General features: G+C 52.0%; 22 protein-coding genes. 18 read left to right on the forward strand and 4 right to left on the reverse strand.

What is annotated here, in order from left to right:
- The first annotated feature begins 253 nt into the window (after nt 1-253).
- Nucleotides 254-1,615 carry a GDSL-type esterase/lipase family protein gene (locus AC4BAN_RS09605; RefSeq protein ID WP_490564179.1) on the forward strand — a complete coding sequence of 454 codons (1,362 nt, stop codon included), beginning with the start codon at nt 254-256 and terminating at the stop codon, nt 1,613-1,615.
- A 2-nt stretch (nt 1,616-1,617) separates the two neighbouring features.
- Here the strand turns inward: AC4BAN_RS09605 and AC4BAN_RS09610 are convergent, their stop codons facing one another.
- The gene (locus AC4BAN_RS09610; RefSeq protein ID WP_490564180.1) at nt 1,618-2,256 is read right to left on the reverse strand and encodes a phosphoribosyltransferase; all 639 of its coding nucleotides are present in this window, start codon (nt 2,254-2,256) and stop codon (nt 1,618-1,620) included.
- A gap of 148 nt (nt 2,257-2,404) precedes the next feature.
- On the reverse strand, nt 2,405-3,085 hold the full coding sequence (locus AC4BAN_RS09615; protein ID WP_490564181.1) for a dienelactone hydrolase family protein: 681 nt from the start codon (nt 3,083-3,085) through the stop codon (nt 2,405-2,407).
- 145 nt (nt 3,086-3,230) lie between these two features.
- On the opposite strand from AC4BAN_RS09615, the gene AC4BAN_RS09620 reads away from it, so the two are divergent.
- The 7 genes from AC4BAN_RS09620 (at nt 3,231) to AC4BAN_RS09650 (ending at nt 11,792) form a co-directional block, all read left to right on the forward strand.
- Nucleotides 3,231-3,911: a hypothetical protein gene (locus AC4BAN_RS09620; RefSeq protein ID WP_490564182.1), complete on the forward strand. Its 681-nt coding sequence runs from the start codon at nt 3,231-3,233 to the stop codon at nt 3,909-3,911.
- Nucleotides 3,912-4,071: 160 nt separating this feature from the next.
- On the forward strand, nt 4,072-4,755 hold the full coding sequence (gene nfi / locus AC4BAN_RS09625) for a deoxyribonuclease V (protein WP_490564183.1): 684 nt from the start codon (nt 4,072-4,074) through the stop codon (nt 4,753-4,755).
- A gap of 86 nt (nt 4,756-4,841) precedes the next feature.
- Nucleotides 4,842-5,225: a GxxExxY protein gene (locus AC4BAN_RS09630; protein ID WP_490564184.1), complete on the forward strand. Its 384-nt coding sequence runs from the start codon at nt 4,842-4,844 to the stop codon at nt 5,223-5,225.
- Between the two features lie 200 nt (nt 5,226-5,425).
- Nucleotides 5,426-8,044: an ATP-dependent chaperone ClpB gene (clpB, locus tag AC4BAN_RS09635; protein WP_490564185.1), complete on the forward strand. Its 2,619-nt coding sequence runs from the start codon at nt 5,426-5,428 to the stop codon at nt 8,042-8,044.
- 173 nt (nt 8,045-8,217) lie between these two features.
- Nucleotides 8,218-8,616: a hypothetical protein gene (locus AC4BAN_RS09640; RefSeq protein WP_490564186.1), complete on the forward strand. Its 399-nt coding sequence runs from the start codon at nt 8,218-8,220 to the stop codon at nt 8,614-8,616.
- 182 nt (nt 8,617-8,798) lie between these two features.
- Entirely contained in the window at nt 8,799-9,392 is a 594-nt protein-coding gene (locus AC4BAN_RS09645) for a HupE/UreJ family protein (RefSeq protein ID WP_490564187.1), read from the forward strand.
- 57 nt (nt 9,393-9,449) lie between these two features.
- A complete protein-coding gene (locus tag AC4BAN_RS09650; protein WP_490564188.1) occupies nt 9,450-11,792 on the forward strand; it encodes a M1 family metallopeptidase in 2,343 nt (780 codons plus the stop codon).
- A gap of 186 nt (nt 11,793-11,978) precedes the next feature.
- Here the strand turns inward: AC4BAN_RS09650 and AC4BAN_RS09655 are convergent, their stop codons facing one another.
- Both AC4BAN_RS09655 and AC4BAN_RS09660 read right to left on the reverse strand, forming a co-directional pair.
- Entirely contained in the window at nt 11,979-13,325 is a 1,347-nt protein-coding gene (locus tag AC4BAN_RS09655) for an NAD(P)/FAD-dependent oxidoreductase (protein WP_490564189.1), read from the reverse strand.
- A 401-nt stretch (nt 13,326-13,726) separates the two neighbouring features.
- Entirely contained in the window at nt 13,727-14,392 is a 666-nt protein-coding gene (locus tag AC4BAN_RS09660; protein ID WP_490564190.1) for a peptidase associated/transthyretin-like domain-containing protein, read from the reverse strand.
- Between the two features lie 75 nt (nt 14,393-14,467).
- Here AC4BAN_RS09660 and AC4BAN_RS09665 point away from each other — a divergent pair, with 75 nt between their 5' ends.
- From AC4BAN_RS09665 to AC4BAN_RS09710, 10 genes are all read left to right on the forward strand, one after another.
- The gene (locus AC4BAN_RS09665) at nt 14,468-14,854 is read left to right on the forward strand and encodes an ArsR/SmtB family transcription factor (RefSeq protein WP_490564191.1); all 387 of its coding nucleotides are present in this window, start codon (nt 14,468-14,470) and stop codon (nt 14,852-14,854) included.
- Between the two features lie 120 nt (nt 14,855-14,974).
- Nucleotides 14,975-15,676, forward strand: a complete 702-nt coding sequence (locus AC4BAN_RS09670; RefSeq protein ID WP_490564192.1) for a YjjG family noncanonical pyrimidine nucleotidase — start codon at nt 14,975-14,977, stop codon at nt 15,674-15,676.
- A gap of 124 nt (nt 15,677-15,800) precedes the next feature.
- Nucleotides 15,801-17,435 carry an L-glutamate gamma-semialdehyde dehydrogenase gene (pruA, locus tag AC4BAN_RS09675; RefSeq protein ID WP_490564193.1) on the forward strand — a complete coding sequence of 545 codons (1,635 nt, stop codon included), beginning with the start codon at nt 15,801-15,803 and terminating at the stop codon, nt 17,433-17,435.
- A 212-nt stretch (nt 17,436-17,647) separates the two neighbouring features.
- A complete protein-coding gene (locus AC4BAN_RS09680) occupies nt 17,648-18,028 on the forward strand; it encodes an NADH-quinone oxidoreductase subunit A (protein ID WP_490564194.1) in 381 nt (126 codons plus the stop codon).
- Between the two features lie 82 nt (nt 18,029-18,110).
- Nucleotides 18,111-18,662 carry an NADH-quinone oxidoreductase subunit B gene (locus tag AC4BAN_RS09685; RefSeq protein ID WP_490564195.1) on the forward strand — a complete coding sequence of 184 codons (552 nt, stop codon included), beginning with the start codon at nt 18,111-18,113 and terminating at the stop codon, nt 18,660-18,662.
- 4 nt (nt 18,663-18,666) lie between these two features.
- The gene (locus AC4BAN_RS09690) at nt 18,667-19,173 is read left to right on the forward strand and encodes an NADH-quinone oxidoreductase subunit C (RefSeq protein ID WP_490564196.1); all 507 of its coding nucleotides are present in this window, start codon (nt 18,667-18,669) and stop codon (nt 19,171-19,173) included.
- Nucleotides 19,174-19,236: 63 nt separating this feature from the next.
- A complete protein-coding gene (gene nuoD, locus AC4BAN_RS09695; RefSeq protein ID WP_490564197.1) occupies nt 19,237-20,481 on the forward strand; it encodes an NADH dehydrogenase (quinone) subunit D in 1,245 nt (414 codons plus the stop codon).
- Nucleotides 20,482-20,552: 71 nt separating this feature from the next.
- Nucleotides 20,553-21,086 carry an NADH-quinone oxidoreductase subunit NuoE family protein gene (locus AC4BAN_RS09700; protein WP_490564198.1) on the forward strand — a complete coding sequence of 178 codons (534 nt, stop codon included), beginning with the start codon at nt 20,553-20,555 and terminating at the stop codon, nt 21,084-21,086.
- Nucleotides 21,087-21,244: 158 nt separating this feature from the next.
- Complete coding sequence (nuoF, locus tag AC4BAN_RS09705; protein ID WP_490564199.1) at nt 21,245-22,591, forward strand: NADH-quinone oxidoreductase subunit NuoF; 1,347 nt, start codon at nt 21,245-21,247, stop codon at nt 22,589-22,591.
- A gap of 164 nt (nt 22,592-22,755) precedes the next feature.
- Entirely contained in the window at nt 22,756-23,736 is a 981-nt protein-coding gene (locus AC4BAN_RS09710) for an NADH-quinone oxidoreductase subunit G (RefSeq protein WP_490564200.1), read from the forward strand.
- Nucleotide 23,737: the final 1 nt, after the last annotated feature.

Raw genomic sequence — 23,737 nt, forward strand, 5'->3', positions numbered from 1 at the left:
ACAACACAGCCCGGCACAGGGCTTACCCGCGCAAACATCGTCAAATTTACAGTTTTTAGTCATGTAGGTTGAGGGCTGCTGCTGTCAGTCAGGCTACACCGTGCCTGCTCCCTGTGCGCAGCTTTGTATACAATAACATACTGCCTCTGCAGCGTTCAGCAAGGCGCAGCGACACAAAAAAAGTATAACTTATAACTATTTATTTCACTTGATCGTCTACTTAAAGTTCAAGTGTTCCAAAAACGACTTTGCTATGGCATCTTTCTTTACGCTGATTTCAATCAGGATCATACCTTTCCTTTTTTTTGCGTTGTGCATGGCTGTTACCGCTGCAGCAGCGCCCCTCCGAATTATGGCCCTGGGTAACTCCATCACCCAATCCAATAAAGAAAATTACAGTTACAGGTATAACCTCTGGAAGAAACTGATTGACGCAGGCATTGCGATAGACTATGTAGGGTCGCATGGTGTGCAGCAAAACGGCAACCCCGACTGGCCCAAGCACAAAGGCCAGCACTTTGACCCCGACAACGAGGGCCACTGGGGCTGGAGCGCAGACCAGGTTTTGTACGGCCACAACGAGGAACCCACAAAAGGCAAACTGAGCGAATGGCTGGAAGGCTACACTCCCGATATGGTGCTGCTGCACCTGGGCACCAACGATATGTTCCGCAACCAGCCTGTAGCCGAAACAATTGATGAACTGCGGGAAGTAGTGCGGCTGGTAAGGGCCGATAACCCCAACGTAAAAATTCTTATGGCCAGCCTTATACCGGCCTACGACCAAAAAGTGGGCCCCCAGGCGGCAGCCAACATCCGCATGCTGAACGACAGAATTCCGGGCCTGGCAAAGGAGTTGCACACCGCTTCGTCGCCGGTTACGCTGGTAGAGCAGCACGAAGGCTTCGACCCTACCACCGGCGTGCATACCTGGGACGGCGTGCACCCGAATGCCGCCGGAGAGGAAAAGATGGCGCTGAAATGGTACGATGCCCTGATGGGAGCCATGGAGGAGGAGGCGCCGGTTGTTTACACGCAGTTCACCTCTGAGCTTACCCAAACCAACGAAGTGCTGCTAACCTGGAAGACCTCCTCCGAGAATGAAAACAAACATTTTGAAATTCTGAGGGCAGTCGCCTCCGAAGCGTTCGTGCCAATTGGAATAACAGAGAGTACGGGCAACTCAAAAACAGCCAAAACATATACGTATACCGACCAGACGGCGCCTTTTGGCATCTTAAAGTATAAGTTAAAACAGGTGAGTAAAAACGGCAGCAGCAGTACTTCCGAAACCATTCAGATTGAGAAAACCCAGGTGTTGCACGCTGCCGGGGTAAGCGCCGACAGCCAGAGCCTTTTACATATCTACCCCACTCTGAGCACTAACAGAACGGTGATGCTGGAACTTCGGGCGCAGGAGCCGTTTACAGAGATCAGGGTAAGCATTTACAGCACCGATGGAAAACTGGTCAGGCAGTTCAGTACACGCTGCACCCTGGATGGCAGCTTGAATGAGCGCGTCAGCATGCAGGCTTCAGACAGGTCGGGCGTATACCTGGTGCAGGTGCATGCTGAGGACCAGGTCATGCACAACAGTTTCATCCTGGCGCATTAGGCTTATTCGGATTCACCTGCATCCTCCTGTTCTTTCACTAACCGGATCACTTCTTCATCCGAGGTTTGCGTAAACGTTTCGTAAAACTGGCCTACTGCCTGAAAAAACGGGGGCACTAACAGGCACACCACTTCGTCAACCAGCATCCGGAAATGATCTATGGCCGCGTAAGGTGCCACAGGTACTGCCACTACAACCTCAGCAGGCTGTTCCTTTTTTACAAGCTCAATCGTTGCTTCCAGTGTTTTACCGGTGGCAATGCCGTCATCCACAATGATCACCACCTTGCCTTTAAGGGGCACATGCTTCCGGTTGCCCATAAAGAGCTTATACTTTTGCTGTAGGTTCTCCCTGATTTTTTTCGCTTCGCCGGCGATGTACGCAGGCGTCACATCCGCCCGGTCATCCACTGTCACACTCTCCAGGCTTACAGCGCCTATTGCAAACTCACTGTTTAGCGGGTGCCCTATTTTTTTGGAGACAGTCACCTCCAGTGGCATGCCAAGCCTTTTCGCGATCGGGGCCGCCACAGGCACGCCTCCCCTCGGAATAGCCAGCACCACCCCCGGCCGCCCTTTATACTTTTCTAAGCGGTCGGCCAGCAACCAGGCAGCTGCTTCCCGGCTCGGTATCTTTTCCATTGCATTTTATGATTTTGATTAAGTGAATCACTGAATTTTTTGGCATAATATTACCCCCCCAAAAAACAGCTTCAAAATTCCACTCGTCGGACATTCCACATCTACACATGCCATTCAGTTACTGAAACTTCAGGTTTGCAAATGAATCTTATGGCTTGTCCTGATGCAGGGGGTGCTGCTTGCCAGGTTCCAGGTATTTCCGGAACCAGTCGGTGGCCAGTTGTGCCGCCATTTCCAAAGCGCCGGGCTCCTCGAACAGGTGGGTGGCATCGGGGACTATTTCCATGTCTTTCAGGCACTGCAACCTGTCATGGGCCCGCAGGTTCAGGCCCACAACCTCTTCATCCTTCCCTCCTACAATTAACAAAGTTGGTACCTGAACATCGGGTAGCACGCTGTCGGCCAGGTCGGGGCGGCCACCACGGCTTACCACGGCTTTAATAATGTCGCCAAGAGCGGCGGCAGCCCCCAGGGCCGAAGCCGCCCCGGTGCTGGCCCCAAAATAGCCGATATTCAGGTTGCTGATCCTGTCGTTTTCCTCAACCCAGTGTGTGGCTTCGATCAGGCGCCGGGTCAGGAGCGGAATGTCAAAGCGACTCTCACTTGATTGGTCTTCCTCGGGGGTTAGCAGATCGAAAAGCAGGGTGGCAAAGCCGCTGTGCTGCAAGTGCTCGGCCACATAACGGTTGCGGGGACTCAGGCGGCTGCTCCCGCTTCCATGCGAAAAAATGACCAGCCCCTTCGCCTGTTCAGGCACTGCCAAGTCGCCGGTTAGCTGCACCTGTTGCAGGGTAAGCTGCACGCTGTCGTTAAAAGTATAGTTTGTCATAGCTTTGTATTTTAGGCTGATGTTCGGGTCAGCTTAGGTTCATAATAGGTCTATATAAAGTTACGACCTGCCATGGCCAAAGTTCAGCGAAGCCATATCCCAGCCTGCCTGTCTGCGTAAAGTATACAAACAACTATATTTTACGATGCGCATTTTTGCCCTTTTGCTTTTACTGCTGCTTACAACCTTTTCCTGCACCCCTGATACCTCTCATTCCGGCGATACGGCCAATTCAGAAGCAGTCAGGTCAGATTCAGCGCTGAGCGCAGGCAAATCGGCTATGCCGCAAAATGAAACCGCGCCCCCTGATTCCGCTGACTTCACCAGTGTCTTTAACCGGTTCTTCCAGGCTTTGCAAAACGCCGACACTGCTGCCTTAAATCAGTTTATCCATCCTCAATTTGGTGTTTGGTTTATTGAGCAGCCCGGTGCCGTGCCCAAAATGACCTACTTCACCGACATCAGGGATTTTAAACGGGAATACCTGGACCGCTCTTTTTTCACGGTGGCCCAGGAAGTAAAAACGTGCAACCTGCAAGAGGAACCATGGCCTGCCTTTAGCTGCAACAATGTGGATTATGAGGCCGGCACAAGCGGCTACAGTAAAGATGGCTGTTTTGTGTGGACACCCGAAAAGTTTCAGAAAAGCGGGTACTGGAACTACGCCAGCTTACCCATGCAGGAGATCAAGCGCATCCAGACCACGTTGCCCCGCGTTCAAAAATCGGTACTGCACACCAACACCTCCTTCGAGTTTCATTTTGGCTACATAGATAAAAACTGGCGCCTGCTGTTTGCTAAGCTCATTTACCCCTGCAGCGCGTAAGCAAACATTCATTGATTCAATATGGGTTAAATAAAGGTCAAGTCCGGATATAGCACATAGCAAGGCAGAACCTTGCAGCTTTCGTACCTGCCCCAGTTAAATCAAAAAGATTCGATCATTCGCTCAATCAAGCAGTTACTCAAAAGTCAAACTTAAAAAAATGGCCTACTACCGAAGATTCGATGCTCCCCCTCCTGATCCGGCGCTTATGCAGGAGCTAAAAGTGCTCCAAACAAAAATGCAGGAGCGCGTGCTTATTCAGAAACCCGACTTCGACCTGAAGCTGATCGCCGGCTGCGACTCCTCTTTTATCGGGGAAGACACGATTTTGTCGGTGTTCGTACTGCTTAATTACCCAGCCCTGGAAGTGCTGGAAAAAGTATGGCACCATGGCCCCGTGGAGCTGCCGTACGTTCCTGGCTTTCTTTCTTTTAGAGAAGCGCCCAACCTGTTGCTGGCCTACCAGAAACTACAGCAGAAGCCCGACCTGATCATGGTGGATGGCCATGGCATTTCGCACCCCCGTAAACTGGGCATCGCCACCCACTTGGGCCTGCAACTAGAGAAGCCTACCATGGGCGTGGCCAAGAAAGTGCTGGTGGGCAAGTATAAAGAGCCTGCCCCTACCAAAGGCTCCTTGTCCCCGTTGGAGTTTAAAGGAGAAATTATCGCCAACGTGCTGCGCACCAAGGATAATGTGAAGCCTGTATTCGTATCTCCCGGCCACCTGATGGACCTGGATGCAGCTACGGAAATAGCAATGGCCTGTGCCCTAAAGCACAAACTACCCGAGCCAACCCGGCTGGCGGACCATTATGCGGCGGTTTTTAAGAAGGATGTCTGAATCAGGATTTGCAGGATAGAGAAGGATAAACAGGATTTTTTTCATTATGGGTAGATTTAAAAGATTATAGAATTAATAATTAAGCGATGCAGTTGGATGAGATAACTTTTAAAATAATTGGCTGTGCAATGAAAGTTCATAACACGTTGGGTAGTGGTTTTCAGGAAGTTATTTACCAGCGGTGTCTAGCCCTTGAACTGAAACAAGTTGGGCTCAACTTTGAGCGTGAAAAGGAGCAGATTATATACTATAATAGTGTAGAAGTTGGAAGCAGAAGAGCAGACTTTATAGTTGAAAATAATATTGTAGTCGAATTGAAGGCGTTGATAAATTTGGAGGACATTCATTTAGCGCAAGCCAAAAACTATACAGTTGCTTACAACTTTCCAATTGGTCTCCTTATCAATTTCGGTGCGATCAGTCTTCAATATAAAAAGGTGTTCAATAATAGCTATAAATCACCTTCATAATCTTCCTAATTTTAAGCTCCCAGTCATCCTGTACATCCTTCCCTATCCTGCAAATCCTGATTCAGACATTTTGTCCTGAAAAGCTAAACCCATAATCTTAAAACATGCCAAAGTTACATATTACTCACCCAAAAGTACCACTGGTGCGTAAGTTGCTAGTATAGCATTAGACGTGAAATGGTAAGAAAACAAGCATCCACATGAACTTTAACAACTATACTATAAAAGCCCAGGAGGCCATTCAGAAGGCTACTGAGATTGCTGGCGGCAACCAGCAGCAGGCGATTGAAACCGGCCATATTTTAAAAGCGATCCTGGAAACGGATGAGAATGTGACCAACTTCCTGCTGCAGAAGCTGAACATCAATGGCAATATTCTGCACAGCAAGCTGGACGATATTGTGGCGGCTTACCCCAAGGTGAGCGGTGGCAGTCCGTACCTGGCTAACGATGCAAATGCAGCCCTGCAAAAGGCAACATCCTACTTAAAGGAGTTCGGAGATGAGTATGTCGCTATCGAGCACATGCTACTGGGCCTGTTGGCGGGCCGCGACAAAGTGGCTGGCCTGATGAAGGACGTTGGCTTTAATGAGAAAGACCTGAAAAAGGCAATCAAGGAATTGCGCGGTGGATCTAAGGTAACAGACCAGAACGCCGAGGCAAAGTATAACTCGCTCAAGCGCTACGCCCGCGACCTGAACGAAATGGCCCGGTCCGGTAAAATAGACCCTGTAATTGGTCGCGACGAGGAGATACGGCGCGTGCTGCAGATCCTGAGCCGCCGCACCAAAAATAACCCTGTGCTGCTGGGTGAGCCTGGCGTGGGTAAAACCGCTATTGTGGAAGGTCTGGCGCAGCGCATGGTAAACGGCGACGTGCCCGAGAACCTGAAAAACAAAACGCTGATGAGCCTCGACATGGGCTTGCTGGTGGCAGGGGCAAAGTATAAGGGCGAGTTTGAGGAGCGGCTGAAGGCCGTGATCAAGGAGGTGACAGACGCGGAAGGGGACATCATTCTCTTCATCGATGAGATTCATACGTTGATCGGCGCCGGCGCAGGGGGCGAGAGCGCCATGGACGCTGCCAACCTGCTGAAACCCGCTCTGGCGCGTGGGGAGCTGCACGCCATCGGTGCCACTACCTTAAAGGAATATCAGAAGTATATCGAGAAGGATAAAGCGCTGGAGCGTCGTTTCCAGGCGGTGATGGTGGATGAGCCAAGTGTGCCCGACGCCATTTCTATACTTCGCGGTATCAAAGACAAGTATGAGGTGCACCACGGGGTGCGCATCAAAGACGATGCAATTATAGCTGCAGTAGAGCTTTCGAACCGATACATTACCGACCGCTTTCTACCAGACAAAGCCATTGACTTGATGGACGAAGCCGCCGCCAAACTGCGCATCGAGATAGATTCGCTGCCCGTTGAGCTGGATGAACTGCAACGCCGCATCATGCAGCTGGAGATTGAGCGCGAGGCCATCCGTCGCGAGAACGACAAGGATAAGGAAACGGTGCTATCGAAGGAGATCGCCGACCTGAGTGGCAAGCGCGATGACCTGAAAGCCAAGTGGCAGAATGAAAAACAGATCATTGAAGGCATCCAGAAAGAGAAGGAAAATATTGAGCAGTATAAACTGGAAGCCGACCAGGCCGAACGCTCCGGCGACTACGGCCGCGTGGCAGAACTGCGCTACGGCAAAATTCAGGAGGCAGAAGCCCACCTGAAAACGCTGCAGGAGCAGGTACACGAGATGCAGGGCGAGAACCCCATGCTGCAGGAAGAGGTTACCTCCGAAGACATTGCCAGTATCGTGGCGAAGTGGACGGGCATTCCGGTTAGCAAAATGCTGCAGTCAGACCGCGAAAAACTGCTGCACCTGGAGCAGGAACTGGGCCGCAGAGTAGCCGGCCAGGAAGAGGCGATTGAGGCCATTTCGGATGCCGTGCGCCGCAGCCGCGCCGGTATGCAGGACCCGAAGCGGCCGATCGGTTCGTTTATCTTTCTGGGCACTACAGGCGTGGGAAAAACCGAGCTGGCCAAAGCGCTGGCCGACTATCTGTTTAACGATGAGAACGCCATGGTGCGCATTGACATGAGCGAGTACCAGGAGCGACACGCCGTTAGCCGCATGGTGGGGGCGCCTCCGGGATACGTAGGTTACGATGAGGGCGGCCAGCTGACTGAGGCCGTGCGCCGCAAGCCCTACTCTGTGGTGCTGCTCGACGAAATAGAGAAAGCGCACCCGGACGTGTTCAACATCCTGCTGCAGGTGCTAGACGATGGCCGCTTAACGGATAGCAAAGGCCGTGTGGTCAATTTCAAGAACACCATCATCATCATGACTTCGAACATTGGCTCCGGTATAATTCAGGAGAACTTTGAGAAGATGAATGAATTTAACCACGACGAGGTAATTGAGGAGACCAAGGAACAGGTGTTTGACCTGCTCAAAAAGTCCGTAAGGCCGGAGTTCCTCAACCGAATCGATGAGCTGGTAATGTTCCGTCCGCTGAGCCGTGGCGACATCCGCAAGATCGTGACCATCCAGTTCCGACAGATTCAGAACCGCCTCGAAGACGCCGGCATCCGTTTGATCGCCACCGACGAGGTGCTGGACCATTTGGGTGAGCAGGGTTACGATCCGCAGTTCGGTGCCCGTCCTCTCAAGCGCGTGATCCAGCGCCAGGTGCTCAACGAACTCTCGAAGGAGATCCTGTCTGGCCAGATCAGCAAAGATTCTGTGGTTGAGGCTGTGATGGAAGACGGAAAGATCCGGTTCAACAACGTGGATGTGGAAATACCGACGGGGGAGTAGGCATAATATTATTTCCCTGGATATTTAAAAAACCGGCTGCCTTTGAGGTGGCCGTTTTTGTTTGTTGTTGGTACTGCAACTATTTGCCAGGAAAATGGCGATTAGCAAAAGCTGCATGTAATTTCAACAAAAATCCCTAGCTTTAGTACATCAACCTGGCCCAAGCATTACCCATGAAAACATACTTCCGGCTTATTGCCCTGTTACTCCTGGTAGCCTTCACCCACTGCACCGCTCCGGTACAGCAGAGCACCTACTCTATTGTCGGAAGCTGGAAACTCGTTGGGATGCAGTTAGACGGCAACGAGGGCGTAACGAACCTGAAAGAAGCCCTGGTACAAAGCGAAACGCTGTTTGTATACGAGCAGTCGGGGCGGTTTAGAATGGTACTCGGCTCCGATGGCAGAGGCCTGCAGGGCGGTTACCTGTACAACCCCGAAACGAACATCCTCAGCATAAAGTATGGCACCCAGATCGACACGGCCCTGGTCAGTTGGGTGAACAGCAACAAGATGATCCACAAAACCACAGACGGCAAAACACAGACCGTGCTCGAGCGCATCATCAAGTAAACGAACTACGGGAAATGCACGGGAAAGCTGGGCACGTTAGTCGAGATAATTCATACTTTTGTCGAATAATGCCTTCCATTCAGGCTTTTCAGGGTATATCTGCGGCACAACTATTGTATCTACAAGTTTAAACACTTAATTTGCCCCTTAACATTTTCCTGTAATTTACTTATTCAACAGCTGTGTCTTCTGTTTTCTCAACGTACTTAAAGTTAGGCTTTTACCATATCTTTAACATTGGGGCTTACGATCACATGTTGTTTTTACTGGCCCTGTGCGCTATTTACACATTAAACGACACACGGAAAGTAATTGCGCTGGTTACCAGCTTCACCATCGGCCATTCCATTACCCTGGCGCTGTCTACGTTCAACCTGATCAGCTTTAACACCGCTCTCATCGAGTTCCTGATTCCGGTCACTATATTTATCACCTGCGTTGCCAACTTTTTTAAGCTGCAAGGCGCCACCCCGAAACAGGCCACTGTTTTGTCGTTGCACAACGCAATGGCCATTCTGTTTGGCCTGATACACGGCATGGGCTTTTCTAATTACCTGAAAGCGTTGTTAGGCCGCAGCACTGATACCTGGCTGCAATTGCTGGCCTTTAACGTGGGTATTGAACTAGGACAGCTGCTGATTGTGTTGCTTTTACTGGTGATCGCTTTCCTTGTGCTGAATGTTTTGCACGCCAAAAAACGCGATTGGATTATGGTGCTCTCCAGCGCAGCAGCAGGTGTGGCGCTGGTGCTAATGATACAAACCAGTACTTTTTAAACCGCATAACATCAAATTAAACGATAAATCTAACCTTACACTTTACTTCTTCCTATAATGAGAAACCTCTTAACCGGCTTAGCCCTTCTCGGTTTGTTTGCCGGACCTGTAGTTGCACAGGCCCAGGACAATACTGATAAGTCTAAGTTTAAGCAACTGCAGCAGGAGCTGCCCACGCCTAACAACTACCGCACTGCCTCCGGCGCCCCGGGGCACGACTACTGGCAGCAGCGGGCAGACTATAACATCAAAGTAGAGCTGGATGACAAGAATCAGTCTATCAAAGGTTCTGAGAACATCACCTACACAAACAATTCGCCCGATGTGCTTTCGTACCTGTGGGTACAGCTGGACCAGAATATCTTTGAGCCGAAGTCTGCCAGCAACCTGACCCGAACCGGGCAGCTAAACGATAAAATGCCGGTGCAGGCCGTCGAATACCTTACCCGCGCTGATTTTGACGGTGGCTTTAAGATCGACGCCATCAAAGACCGTAACGGCAAGGCCCTGAAATACACCATCAACAACACCATGATGCGCATCGATCTGCCCGCGCCGTTGAAGCCAAAGCAAAACGTTGCCTTCAGCATTGACTGGCACCACAACATCAACGACCAGAAAACACTGGGCGGCCGCTCCGGCTACGAGTATTTTCCGGAGGACGGCAATTACCTGTACGAAATGGCGCAGTGGTTTCCGCGCATGGCCGTGTACGACGACGTGAACGGCTGGCAGCACAAGCAGTTTTTGGGCAACGGTGAGTTTGCCCTGCCTTTCGGCGACTACAAAGTAAGCATTACCGTACCAGCCGACCATGTGGTGGGCGCTACCGGCGAGCTGCAGAACGCAAGCCAGGTGCTTACCTCTGCACAGCAAAAGCGATGGGCCGATGCCGCCAAAAGCGCAAAGCCGATGGTGATCGTATCGCAGGAGGATGCCACGAAAGCGGAGAAGACGCCTGCCACAGCAAAAAAGACCTGGGTGTTTGCCGCTAAAAACGTGCGCGATTTTGCCTGGGCCAGTTCGCGTAAATTTATCTGGGATGCCATGAACGTAAACGTGGGCGGTAAAAATGTACTGGCCATGTCGTATTACCCGAAAGAGGCGAACCCACTTTGGGGGCAGTATTCTACCGAGGCAGTCGCGCATACGTTAAGAGTTTACTCCAAGCACACCATCGATTACCCTTACCCGGTGGCGATATCGGTACACGGCCCCGTAGGAGGCATGGAGTACCCGATGATCTCCTTCAACGGCTATCGCCCCGAGGCGGACGGCACCTACTCTGACCGCACCAAGTATGGCTTGATCTCAGTGATCCTGCACGAGGTAGGCCATAACTTCTTCCCGATGATCATAAACTCGGATGAGCGCCAGTGGACCTGGATGGATGAAGGCCTGAACACCTTTATGCAGTACCTGGCAGAGCAGGAGTGGGAAAGAAACTACCCTTCGCGCCGCGGAGAGCCGGCTGACATTGTAGCATACATGAAAGGCGCGCCAAGCACCATGGTACCGATCATGACAAACTCAGAATCTATCCTGCAGTTTGGTAACAACGCTTACGGCAAGCCGGCCACAGCGCTTAACATCCTGCGCGAAACTGTAATGGGCCGCGAGCTTTTCGATTACGCGTTTAAAGAATACGCCACCCGCTGGGCCTTTAAGCACCCGATGCCAGCCGACTTTTTCCGAACCATGGAAGATGCCTCTGGCGTTGACCTGGACTGGTTCTGGAGAGGCTGGTTCTATACCACCGACCACACCGATATCTCTATCGAGAACGTGAAGTGGTACAGCATCGACTCACAGAACCCGGAGTTTGTGAATGCACACCTGCGCGAGCAGCAGAACAAGACCCCGAAAACATTATCGGAGCAGCGCAACCTGGTCGATATCCCTAAAACGCTGGTAGATCAGAAGCCGGAACTAAAGGATTTTTACAACAGCTACGACCCGTTGGCTACTTCATCTACTGACCAGCAGCGTTACCAGTCCTTTGTAAAGGACCTGTCGGCTGAGCAGAAAAAAGCACTGGACTCAGGCCTGAACTTCTATGAGGTTGCTTTCAAGAACCAGGGCGGTTTGGTAATGCCCCTGATCGTGCGCATGTCTTTTGAGGATGGCTCGGAAGAGATCGTGAACATCCCTGCCGAGATCTGGCGCCATAACAACGAGGAGATCACGAAGGTATTTATCACGGAAAAGCCTGTAGTAGGCTTCGAGCTGGATCCATTCCTGCAAACGGCCGACACAGAGTTGTCTAACAACTTCTACCCGCGTCGTCTGGCGCCGTCACGTTTCGATATTTACAAGCAGCAGCAGCGCGAGCAGCCAAACCCGATGCAGCGCGAACGTTCCACAACCAAGAACGGCAACAAAAACAATTCAGGGCAGTAAGCTGCCTTATTAAAAACAGAAACAGCCCCGGAGAATATCCGGGGCTGTTTCTGTTTTATATCCTTTTTGCAACAGCTTTTCAGGGCTGTGTTAGCTTAGTCATACTATACAGTATTTAAAAACTTCCAGCATTATATCCTTGTCTGGCTCTGTTTAGTTCATGATCTGCAAAGGCCTGAAGCAACCTCAATCCGAGTTATACTTATTGATAAAATCCTGGGTCACTTTGTCTCCCTTTCGGATAAAAGGCCTGATGATAAGGCGGGTGCCGTTCTCGTAGGTAAAGAACTTGTAGATCCAGTTACTAAGCACCACCAGCTTTGTACGGAAGCCGATCAGGTACATGATGTGCACAAACAGCCAGATGACCCAGGCAAAGAACCCACCCAGATGAATGTTGTTGGGCAGGTCGGCCACAGCGCGGTTACGCCCAATAATGGCCAGTGAGCCCTTATCGAAGTATTTAAAAGGCTCCAGCGGCTCCCTCTTAAGCAAGCGCGTAAGATTTTTGGCCAGCAGTTTGCCCTGCTGAATGGCGGGCTGGGCAACGCCTGGGTGCCCCTTAGGGTACTCCGGCGTTTTCATCATCGCCACATCGCCTATGGCAAAAATATCGTTGTAGCCCTGCACCTGGTTATAGTCGTTCACCAGTATACGGCCCCGCTCCACGGCCTCTTCTGGCAGACCGGGCAATACGGCCCCCGACACCCCGGCAGCCCAGATCAGGGTATGCGCGTTGATCTGATCCCCGCCTTTCAGGGTCACGGTTTTACCATCGTAGTCCTGCACCAGTGTATTCAGCCGAATATCGATGCCGAGCTCGGTGAGGTACTTCTGGGTTTTGGCACTCGATTCCGGCGACATAGGGGGCAACACCCTGTCCAGGCCCTCAATCAAAAAAATGTTCATCTGCTTAAAATCCATCCCCGGGTAATCGGTTGGCAGCACATGGCGTTTCATCTCGGCCAGTGCGCCGGCAAGCTCCACCCCGGTCGGTCCGCCACCCACAATCACAAAGTTCATCAGGCTCTGGCGTAGCGCAGGGTCTTTGGTCATGTTGGCCTGCTCAAAGGCCTGCAGCATCTGGCTGCGCAGGTTAAGCGCCTGCGGGATCTGTTTTAGCGGAAAGGCGTACTTCTTCACATTCTCGTTTCCGAAGTAGTTGATCTTCGTGCCCGTGGCAATTACCAGGAAATCATAGGGCAGGGCGCCTACCAGGGTGTCCACGGTTTTGGCGTCCGGGTTGATACCCGTTACTTTCACCAGCCTGAAGTGAAAATCCTCGAAATCGTCGCTGCCAAACATCTTGCGCAAGGGTTCCGCAATGGAGTCCGGTTCCAGGCCGGCGGTGGCTACCTGGTACAGCAGCGGCCAGAAACCGTGGTAGTTCTGTTTGTCGAACATCACCACCTGAAAATTAGTCTCTGAGAGTTTCTTGGCCAGGTTGATGCCGCCAAATCCGCCCCCCACTATAATTACACGGGGTTTGGTAGTGTCTGGTATATTAAGCGATAGCTTATCGGGTTCAAGCATAGGTCGATGGTTTAGCTGTAGCAAGGCAAAAGCTGCCTTTACGAAACGCACTTAACGTGCGCCTACTCTGGAAAATAACGAATCAGGCCGGTGTTAGTTACTTTTAAGGAGTTCGGGGTATTTATTTAAGCACACAGATGCCTGGAAGTACAGTCTCAGTTTTATCTTTGCTTGGCTATTTTTACAGGTAGCGAGATAAAAAGCCCTCCCCCTAACGCCCCCGAAGGGATAGGGAACATTAAAAAAAAACATTTATTCGCATGAGGCGGAGTAACCCAAAGAAACTCCCTCTCCCGTGGGATAGGGCTGGGGTGAGGGCAAAGAGCTGCGCTCGGAAAAGGAGATAAAACACGGACTTCCGTCCATTGACTCATCAATCAACATCCACAAAATAGAGGCCTTTATTTATCGTTGCCCTTAAAGATAGAGTTGAGTAAGGCCGGAATGGCGAACGGACTGATGGTAGGGTACATGATGCGGTTCTGCTGCTGCTGTATCTGTTGCTGGTTCCAGAATCTGAAGTTGGCTGCCCCATCCATCGGGGTGGTTTTGAAAAGCTCCTCCAAACGTTCGGGGTCCAGGTTGCGGGTAGCAATGGCCCGGCCCTCGTCGGGTAGTTTTACACTGGCCACGGCATCCCTGAAATCGCGCTCGGTAGGCCACGGGAAAACATCTACAATCGGCAGTTGACTGGGGTCTTCCTGCAGCTGCATGATAATGGAATAACTCTGGCTGCTATAGTTTTCAGGGATGATCAGGTACTGTGCTTTGTAGCCCAGGGCCTTGAAGAGTACACTGTCGCCGGTGAGCACCGGCACCGAGAAAAAGCCGAATGCATTGCTCTGGGTACCGCGGCTGGTGCCGGGCACAAACACGCTTACCCCGGCAACGCCATACAAACTATCGCCGATGGCCACAAAGCCGGACAACTGCACCACGCGCTGCTTGCCCTGCGCGGCTGCCTGATCGGGGATGGCGCAAAAGAACAGCACCATGGCCAGCAAAGGCATCAGAAGCCGCTTACCTGCCAAACGGGGAAAACTATATTTCAGCAAAAATGAATTCATTCAATACAATTATAGGATTTAATATTTTATAATGGCAGCTTTTACCTAATTTTGTTTACGCTTTCGCAGCAACTTATGAGGCTCAAACACTTTAGCATAACCTTTGGCGAGCAGATTCTAAAAGCGCTGGCCGACGAATCACGCATCCGTATCCTGCACCTGATTCTGCACAACAAAGAAATGTGCACTTCAGACCTGGAGCATGTGCTCGACTTCACGCAAACCAAAACCTCCCGCCACCTGGCCTACCTGCGCAACGCCAGCCTGGTTACCTCCCGCAAAACCGACCAGTGGGTGTTTTATTCCATCAAAGAGGAGGCCGCCGACTTTGTATCCCAGATCTTTACCTACCTGGAGCGGGACGCCCAACTACTCAAAGATGTTGAAACCTACGACATCCTGTACTCTAACCGGGAACTGGCCACTAACAAGCAGCAGGCGCGTCGCTGGATTGCCCCTTAGCAGGTGCACTGCTCCATAACAGTAAAACCTCTCGTTTATTGCATTGTTCAGCAGACAGAAAAGCGCTGAGCCTCACCCCTTTTCTATCGTTCTTATAACCATTTTTACCTATCGCTGCTCATGAAAACCTACACCCACATCCTCTTCGACCTCGATCATACCCTTTGGGACTTCGAGAAAAACTCCGAGGAAACCCTTTACACCCTGTACGATCATTTTGAACTGGCCAGCTTCGGCAAATTCGACAGCGATTCCTTTTACAAGAAGTATAAGTTCATCAATACCCGCCTGTGGGACCTCTACAACAAAGGTAAGATCAACCAGAAACAGCTCCGCGAAGACCGCTTCTCCAAAACACTGCTGGGGCTTGGGCTCCAGGAGCATGAGGTACCCGCCGGACTTTCAGAAGCTTACACAGACCTCTGCCCGACCAAAAAAGCGGTTTTCCCTTACACTTACGAGGTGCTGCAGTACCTGCAGCCCAAGTATGGCCTGCACATTATAACCAACGGCTTTAAAGAAGTGCAGCACATCAAAATGGCCTCTTCGGAGCTGCACGGCTACTTTAAGGAGATCATCACATCAGAGTGCTGTGGCTTTAAGAAGCCCGACCGCCGCATGTTTGAGCACCTGCTGGACCGGATTGGCGTAAAACCGGGAGACTGCCTGATGATAGGTGACAACTATGAGTGCGATGTGGAAGGCGCCCGCGATGCCGGCATAGACCAGGTATACTTTAACCCGGAGAAGCTAAAAGGGCGCAAGCGACCCAAGCCCACCTACGAAATTAGCTGCCTGAGCGAGCTCAAGCAGATACTCTAAGCCCTGACCTCAGGCCTCGCTGATACCAAAAAATCAAATAATAAGCCTTACCTTTGTTCAGATGGCCTTGCAAAGGGCTTGTCAGACCATGAAAATCTAATTCTGAATCCTTAACTATAAAAAAATGGCAACCGGATTTTTTAGAGTACCCACTCCCATCAACGAACCTGTAAAATCTTACGCCCCCGGATCTGCGGAGCGTGAAGAGCTGCAGCGCACCTATAAAGAGCTGAAGTCGAAAGAGCTGGATGTGCCGATGTACATTGGCGGCGACAAGGTTTATACCGACAAGAAAAAGCCCATGCTGCAGCCCCACGACCACAAGCACATCCTGGGCCACTTCAGCGAAGGCGATGCCTCGCATGTGGAACAGGCGATAAACGCGGCCTTGGCTGCGCGCGAGGACTGGGCGAACATGGCCTGGGAACACCGCGCCAGCATTTTCCTGAAGGCCGCCGACCTGTTAGCCGGCCCCTGGAGAGCCAGGCTGAATGCCGCTACCATGCTGGGGCAATCGAAGAACGCTTACCAGGCCGAGATTGACGCTGCCTGCGAGCTGATCGACTTCCTGCGCTACAACGTGCAATACATGACGGAGATCTACCAGATGCAGCCTGAATCATCGCCGGGTATCTGGAACCGCATGGAGCACCGTCCGCTGGAGGGTTTTGTGTTTGCCCTTACGCCGTTCAACTTTACCGCCATTGCCGGCAACCTGCCCTCTTCGGCAGCCATGCTGGGCAACGTGATCGTTTGGAAGCCTGCCAACACACAGATTTATGCCGCACAAATGATCATGGAATTATTCCGTGAGGCCGGCCTGCCGGATGGGGTAATTAACCTGGTGTATGTCGATGGCCCAACAGCCGGCGACGTGATCTTTAACCACGCCGATTTTGCCGGTATTCACTTTACTGGTAGCACCGGGGTGTTCCAGCATATCTGGAAAGAGATTGGCACAAACATACACAAGTATAAAACCTACCCGCGTATTGTAGGCGAAACAGGCGGCAAGGACTTTATCTTCGCGCATAAATCCACGGATGCCAAAGTGCTGGCCACGGCCATTACGCGCGGCGCCTTTGAGTTTCAGGGGCAGAAATGCTCAGCCGCTTCGCGTGCCTACATCCCGAGCAATATCTGGGAAGAGGTGAAAGGCTATGTGATCGAAGACCTGAAGTCGTTCAAAATGGGACCGCCCGAGGACTTCTCCAACTTTATCAACGCCGTGATCGACGAGAAATCTTTTGATAAGATTGCCCGTTACATCGATAACGCTAAGGAGAGCAATGAGGTGGAGGTTGTTGCCGGAGGTAATTATGATAAGTCGACTGGTTACTTTATTGAGCCTACCGTGCTACTGGCGCATAACCCGCAGTATGTGACCATGTGCGAGGAAATCTTCGGCCCGGTGATCACGCTGTACGTGTACGACGAGAACAACGCCGACGAGACCCTGGAACTGGTTAACTCCACTTCGCCATATGCCTTAACAGGCGCCATCTTCAGCCAGGACCGCTACTTTATCGAGTACGCGTCTAAAAAACTGCAGAATGCGGCCGGTAACTTCTACATCAACGACAAGCCTACGGGAGCTGTGGTGGGGCAACAGCCATTTGGCGGTGCGCGCGCTTCAGGCACCAACGACAAGGCCGGTTCTATGCTGAATCTGCTGCGCTGGGTGTCTGCCCGCTCTATTAAAGAGACTTTTGTGCCTCCGGTAGATTACCGTTACCCGTTCCTGGGCGAGAATAAGTAAGCCTTTCTGAACGAGTATATAGTGGCAAGGGCCGCTCCAGACCGGGGCGGCCCTTGCTTTTTTATACTTTAAAAGCTTATTCCCGCCATTTACCAGGCTAACTGCTACGCACACACCACTTTCAGAAGTATTTTACATTGGATTTATACTTTTGATTAATGCCTATTTATACCTAATTTTGCTCCCTAATTTGAACAAAGGATTACAGCGATATGGAACCAACTGTAGATCAGTATGTACCGTCGGATTACCTGCCGATAATTATTCAGTTTGCGGCAGCGCTCGGGTTTGTGATTTTTGCCCTGACGCTTACCCACCTGCTGGGCCCTAAACGCAACAGTGCGGTAAAGGGAGCCGCCTGGGAAAGCGGCATCGAGTCGGTGGGCGATGCCCGCACCCCTATCTCCTATAAATATTTCATGACGGCCATCCTGTTTGTGCTCTTCGATGTGGAGATCATTTTCATGTACCCGTGGGCGGTAAACTTCCGGTCGTTTGGCGCTGACGGCTTTTTGCAGATGCTCGTGTTCATGGGCATCCTGCTGGCAGGCTTTTTTTATGTGATCAAGAAGGGCATCCTGAAATGGGAATAAGCCAATAAACTTTTCTGAGGGCTTTTGTGTTGCACATAGGCGGCCTAACAGCGCCCGACAAGACACAAACAACCATATTGAAATGAGCGAAAATACAGATATAAAAATAGCAGAGGCACCGGATGGCATTTCAGGTGCTGGTTTCTTTGCCACCTCTTTTGAGAAGGTGATCGGCCTGGCCCGCAAGCACTCGCTTTGGCCCCTGCCTTTCGCCACCTCCTGCTGCGGTATTGAGTTTATGGCCACCATGGGCTCCAACTACGATATTTCCCGCTTCGGCTCCGAGCGTCCCAGCTTTTCGCCGCGCCAGGCAGACATCCTGATGGTAATGGGCACGATCGCCAAGAAAATGGGCCCGGTGGTGAAACAGGTGTACGAGCAAATGTCAGAGCCCCGCTGGGTGATCGCCGTGGGCGCCTGCGCCTCTTCGGGCGGTATTTTTGATACTTACTCGGTGCTGCAGGGCATCGACCGCGTGGTGCCCGTAGATGTGTACGTGCCGGGTTGCCCGCCCCGCCCCGAGCAGATTCTGGACGGACTTATGCGGGTGCAGGACCTGGCCGCGAACGAATCGTTGCGCCGCCGCAACTCACCGGAATACCAGGAGCTGCTAGCCTCTTACAATATTAAATAAGCAAATGGAGCTTACCAACGAAAACGTACTCGGCAAGATCATCAGTAAGTTTGGGGAAGAGAACATCTGGGACGCCTTGAACCCGGATGGCATCATGACCATCACCACCAACCGCGAATCGATTCATGAGCTGATCCGGTTCCTGCGCGACGACGAGGAAATGCAGATCCGTTTTCTGACCACGATGTGCGGCATACACTTCCCCGGTCGTCAGGACAAGGAACTGTGCACCATGTACCAGTTGCACAGCCTGCGCCATAACTACCGCATCCGCATTAAGGTGTACATGCCTGCCACCGACCCGGTAATGCCCACGGTTACCGACCTTTACGCTGCCGCCAACTGGATGGAGCGTGAAACTTTCGACTTCTACGGCATCATTTTTACCGGGCACCCGAACCTGACCAGGATCCTGAACATTGAGGAGATGGAGTACCACCCCATGCTAAAGCAATACCCACTGGAAGACCAGACCAGGGAAGATAAAATTAATACATTTTTCGGACGATAAGCCGGTTCTGCTGCGCTCCCTGGGTAACAGGCGACGTTGCGGCAAACAATTAAGGAGATACTCATGGCTACTGAAAATAAGACAGCTGAACTTACTGACCTGGAGCAGTTCCGTAAAGACCACGGACTTGCCCTGCAGGAGGAACGGCCTTTAACCACGCTGAACCTGGGGCCTACGCACCCGGCCACGCATGGCATTTTCCAGAACATCCTGCAAATGGACGGGGAGAAGATCATGGACGCAGTGCCTACGATCGGCTACATCCATCGTGCCTTCGAGAAAATAGCGGAGCGCAGGCCGTTCTACCAGATCACTACCCTGACGGACAGAATGAACTACTGCTCGTCCCCGATCAATAACATGGGCTACCACATGACTGTGGAAAAGCTGCTGGGCATAACCATACCAAAGCGCGCGCAGTACATCCGTGTGATCATGATGGAGCTGGCCCGTATTTCGGACCACCTGATCTGCAACTCTATTCTGGGCGTAGACTCCGGTGCCTTCACCGGCTTCCTGTATGTGATGCAGGAGCGGGAGCACATTTACGATATCTACGAGGAGGTATGCGGCGCCCGCCTGACCACGAACATGGGCCGCATCGGGGGCATGGAGCGCGATTTGTCGCCGAAAGCCCTGCATCTGATCGACGAATTTCTGAAGCGCTTCCCGAAAGTATGGGCTGAGTTTGAGAAAATGCTCACCCGCAACCGTATCTTCATCGACAGGACAACCGATGTAGGTGCTATCTCGGCCGAGCGTGCCCTCAGCTATGGCTTTACAGGACCAAACCTGCGCGCCACCGGCGTAGACTATGATGTGCGCGTGATGAACCCGTACTCCTCTTACGAGGACTTTGACTTTGAAATACCGGTAGGCTCTAAAGGCGACACCTATGATCGCTTTTTGGTGCGCAACGCCGAAGTATGGGAGAGTCTGAAGATAATAGAGCAGGCCTACAAAAACCTGCCCGAAGGCTCTTACCACGCCGATGCGCCACATTATTACCTGCCCCCAAAGCAGGAGGTGTACCGCAACATGGAGGCCCTGATCTATCACTTTAAAATTGTGATGGGGGAGATTGACGCGCCCGTTGGCGAAGTATACCACAGCGTGGAAGGCGGCAATGGCGAGTTAGGTTTCTACCTGATCAGCGACGGCGGCCGCACGCCATACCGACTGCACTTCCGCAGGCCTTGCTTTATCTATTACCAGGCTTATACCGAGATGATCGTGGGCGGCCAGCTGGCCGATGCGATCCTGACGCTAAGCAGCCTGAACGTAATTGCTGGCGAGCTCGACGGATAGATAGAAAGTACAATTATCAGTTATCAGTAAGCATTGTTGCCTTAGCAGGTGATAAAGGATAAATGAATACAATGGCAGAGACCATAAACAAAGTAAAGTTTTCTGATGCGGCCATGGCCGAGATTCAGCGCTACATAAGCCATTACCCCGAAGGACGCCAGAAGTCGGCCCTACTGCCGATCCTGCACATTGCGCAGGCGGAGTTCGGTGGCTGGGTAAGCCCGGAGGCAATGGACAGGATCGCCGAGATTCTGAACATACAGCCCATCGAAGTATATGAGGTGGCCACGTTTTATACCATGTTCAACCTGAAGCCGGTTGGAAAGCATGTGCTGGAGGTTTGCCGCACCGGCCCTTGCTGCCTGCGCGGTGCTGACCAGATGATTAACATGCTGAAGGAGAAGCTGAACATAGCGGAAGGCGAAACCACCGCGGATGGCATGTTTACCCTGAAGCCGGTAGAGTGCCTTGCAGCATGCGGTAGCGGCCCGATGCTGCAGGTACGCGAAGTTTACTACGAGAACATCGACAGCGAAGAAAAGCTGGACATGTTCCTGGAGTTGATGCGCAACAAGGAGCATGAAACGCTAACCTGGGCAAAGTAATTTAGATTTGGACTTAGTGACAAAAGACAATTTGACAAAAGACTTTATACTTAGTTTATCTCTTTTGTTCTTTGTCAAAAAATCCTTTGTCCATATAATTAGATAAACACAGGCTAGCTCCTAGCAACAGGAGCTGCCCACATAGACATCCTGCTAAAATGGGACTTAAAATATTAACCGAACATATTAACGTACCAGGCATCGAAACGCTGGAAGTATACCGTAAGCACGGCGGCTACAAGTCTGTAGAGAAAGCCATGAAAACGATGTCTCCGGAAGAGGTGGTGGAAGAGGTGAAAACATCCGGCCTGCGTGGTCGTGGTGGAGCCGGCTTCCCGACGGGTATGAAGTGGAGCTTTTTAGCGAAACCAGAAGGCGTTCCGCGTTACCTGGTGTGCAACGCCGATGAGTCGGAGCCGGGCACTTTCAAGGACCGTTGGTTCATGGAGAAGAACCCGCATGCGCTGATCGAGGGCATGATCACCTCCAGCTATGCGTTGGGCGCCAATACGTCTTACATCTACATCCGCGGTGAGCTGATGTTCGTGCTGCGTATTCTGGAAAAAGCGATCGCGGAGGCATATGCTGCCGGTTTCCTGGGTAAAAACATACTGGGCTCGGGTTACGACCTGGACCTGCACGTGGCCCCGGGCGGCGGCGCCTACATCTGCGGCGAAGAAACAGCTTTATTGGAATCTTTGGAAGGTAAGCGTGGTAACCCGCGTAACAAGCCTCCTTTCCCAGCTGTGAAGGGCCTGTTCCAGTCCCCTACCGTGGTAAACAACGTGGAAACGATCTGCGCTGTGCCCTGGATCGTGAACAACACCGGTGCCGAGTATGCTAAAATCGGCATTGGCCGCAGCACAGGCACTAAGCTGATCTCTGCCAGCGGCAACATCAACAACCCGGGCGTGTTCGAGATCGAGCTAGGCGTGCCGGTAGAGGAGTTTATCTACTCCGACCAGTACTGCGGCGGCATCTGGAAAGGCAAACAGCTGAAGGCCGTAGTGCCCGGAGGTTCATCCGTTCCCATCCTGCCAACCAACCTGATCCTGAAGACCGCAGCCGGTGAAGATCGCCTGATGTCCTACGAATCCTTGTCGGATGGTGGCTTCGTGAGTGGCTCCATGCTGGGTTCCGGTGCTTTCATCGTGTTTGACGAAGACCAGTGCATTGTGCGTAACACGTGGAACTACGCCCGCTTCTACCATCATGAGTCATGTGGCCAATGCAGCCCCTGCCGCGAGGGTACAGGCTGGATGGAGCGCGTGCTGCACCGCATTGAGTATGGCCACGGGCATCAGCAGGACATCGACCTTTTGGTAAGTGTTGCCAAGCAGATAGAGGGTAACACCATTTGCCCACTTGGCGATGCAGCTGCCTGGCCGGTGGCAAGCGCTATCCGTCATTTCCGCGATGAGTTTGAATGGCACATCCGGTACCCGCAGGAAGCCACGGCTCCCGGTGCGGTATACAGAGGCCAGTTGGATGCTGTTACAGCTTAATTGCGAATCCCGACGTCCGTATCACGACACACGGCAACTGTCGAGCAACCTGATACAGCCAATTGATCATATAAAGCCCGAAAAAAGGGCAGCAAAGTATAAAACGTTTCTTGTTCCATACTTTTGGGTAACGAACAACGACAAACGAACAACGAACTTTACCAATGGTTAAAATAACTTTCGACGGCATTGAGGTAGAGGTAGAAGAAGGAACTACCATTTTGCAGGCCGCCAGGAAAATTGGGGGCGATGTGGTGCCACCTGCCATGTGCTTTTATACGCCACTGAAAGGCAGCGGCGGCAAGTGCCGCGTTTGCCTGGTGAAAGTGGCCCAGGGCTCCGCCAAAGACCCACGGCCCATGCCAAAGCTTGTCGCCTCGTGCATTACGCAGGTACAGGAGGGCATGGTGGTGGAGAACACCACCAACGAAGACGTGCTGAATGCCCGAAAAGGCATTGTGGAAATGCTGCTGATCAACCATCCGCTGGATTGCCCGGTATGCGACCAGGCCGGCGAGTGCGACCTGCAGAACCTGTCGTACGAGCATGGTGTGAGCGCTACCCGCTACGAGGAAAAGCGACGCACCTTTGATAAGGTAGACCTTGGCCCCTACATCCAACTGCACATGACGCGCTGCATCCTGTGCTACCGTTGCGTGTACACGGCCGATCAGATTGCCGAGAATCGGGTGCATGGGGTGCTTGGCCGTGGCGATGCCGCGGAGATCGGAACCTATATTGAGAATGTGATCGACAACGAATTCTCCGGCAACGTGATTGATGTGTGCCCTGTGGGCGCGCTTACTGATAAGACCTGGCGCTTTAAGAACCGCGTGTGGTTTACCAAACCCATGGATGCCCACCGCGATTGCCCTACCTGCTCCGGCAAAGTAACCCTCTGGACCCGCGGTGAGGAGGTGCTTCGGGTAACAGCGCGCAAAGACCAGTATGCAGAAGTAGAGGAGTTTATCTGCAATACCTGCCGCTTCGATAAAAAAGAGGTGAAAGACTGGACCATCGAGGGCCCGCGCCACATCGACAGCAGCTCTGTTATCTCAGCTAACCATTATGAGTTGCCCGTGGTTAACATCCCCATTGTGCCCAACTTACCTATTTCTACCAAGAAAAACCTTCCGCAGTCATAAC

The organism is Pontibacter sp. GD13 (genome assembly GCF_058216355.1).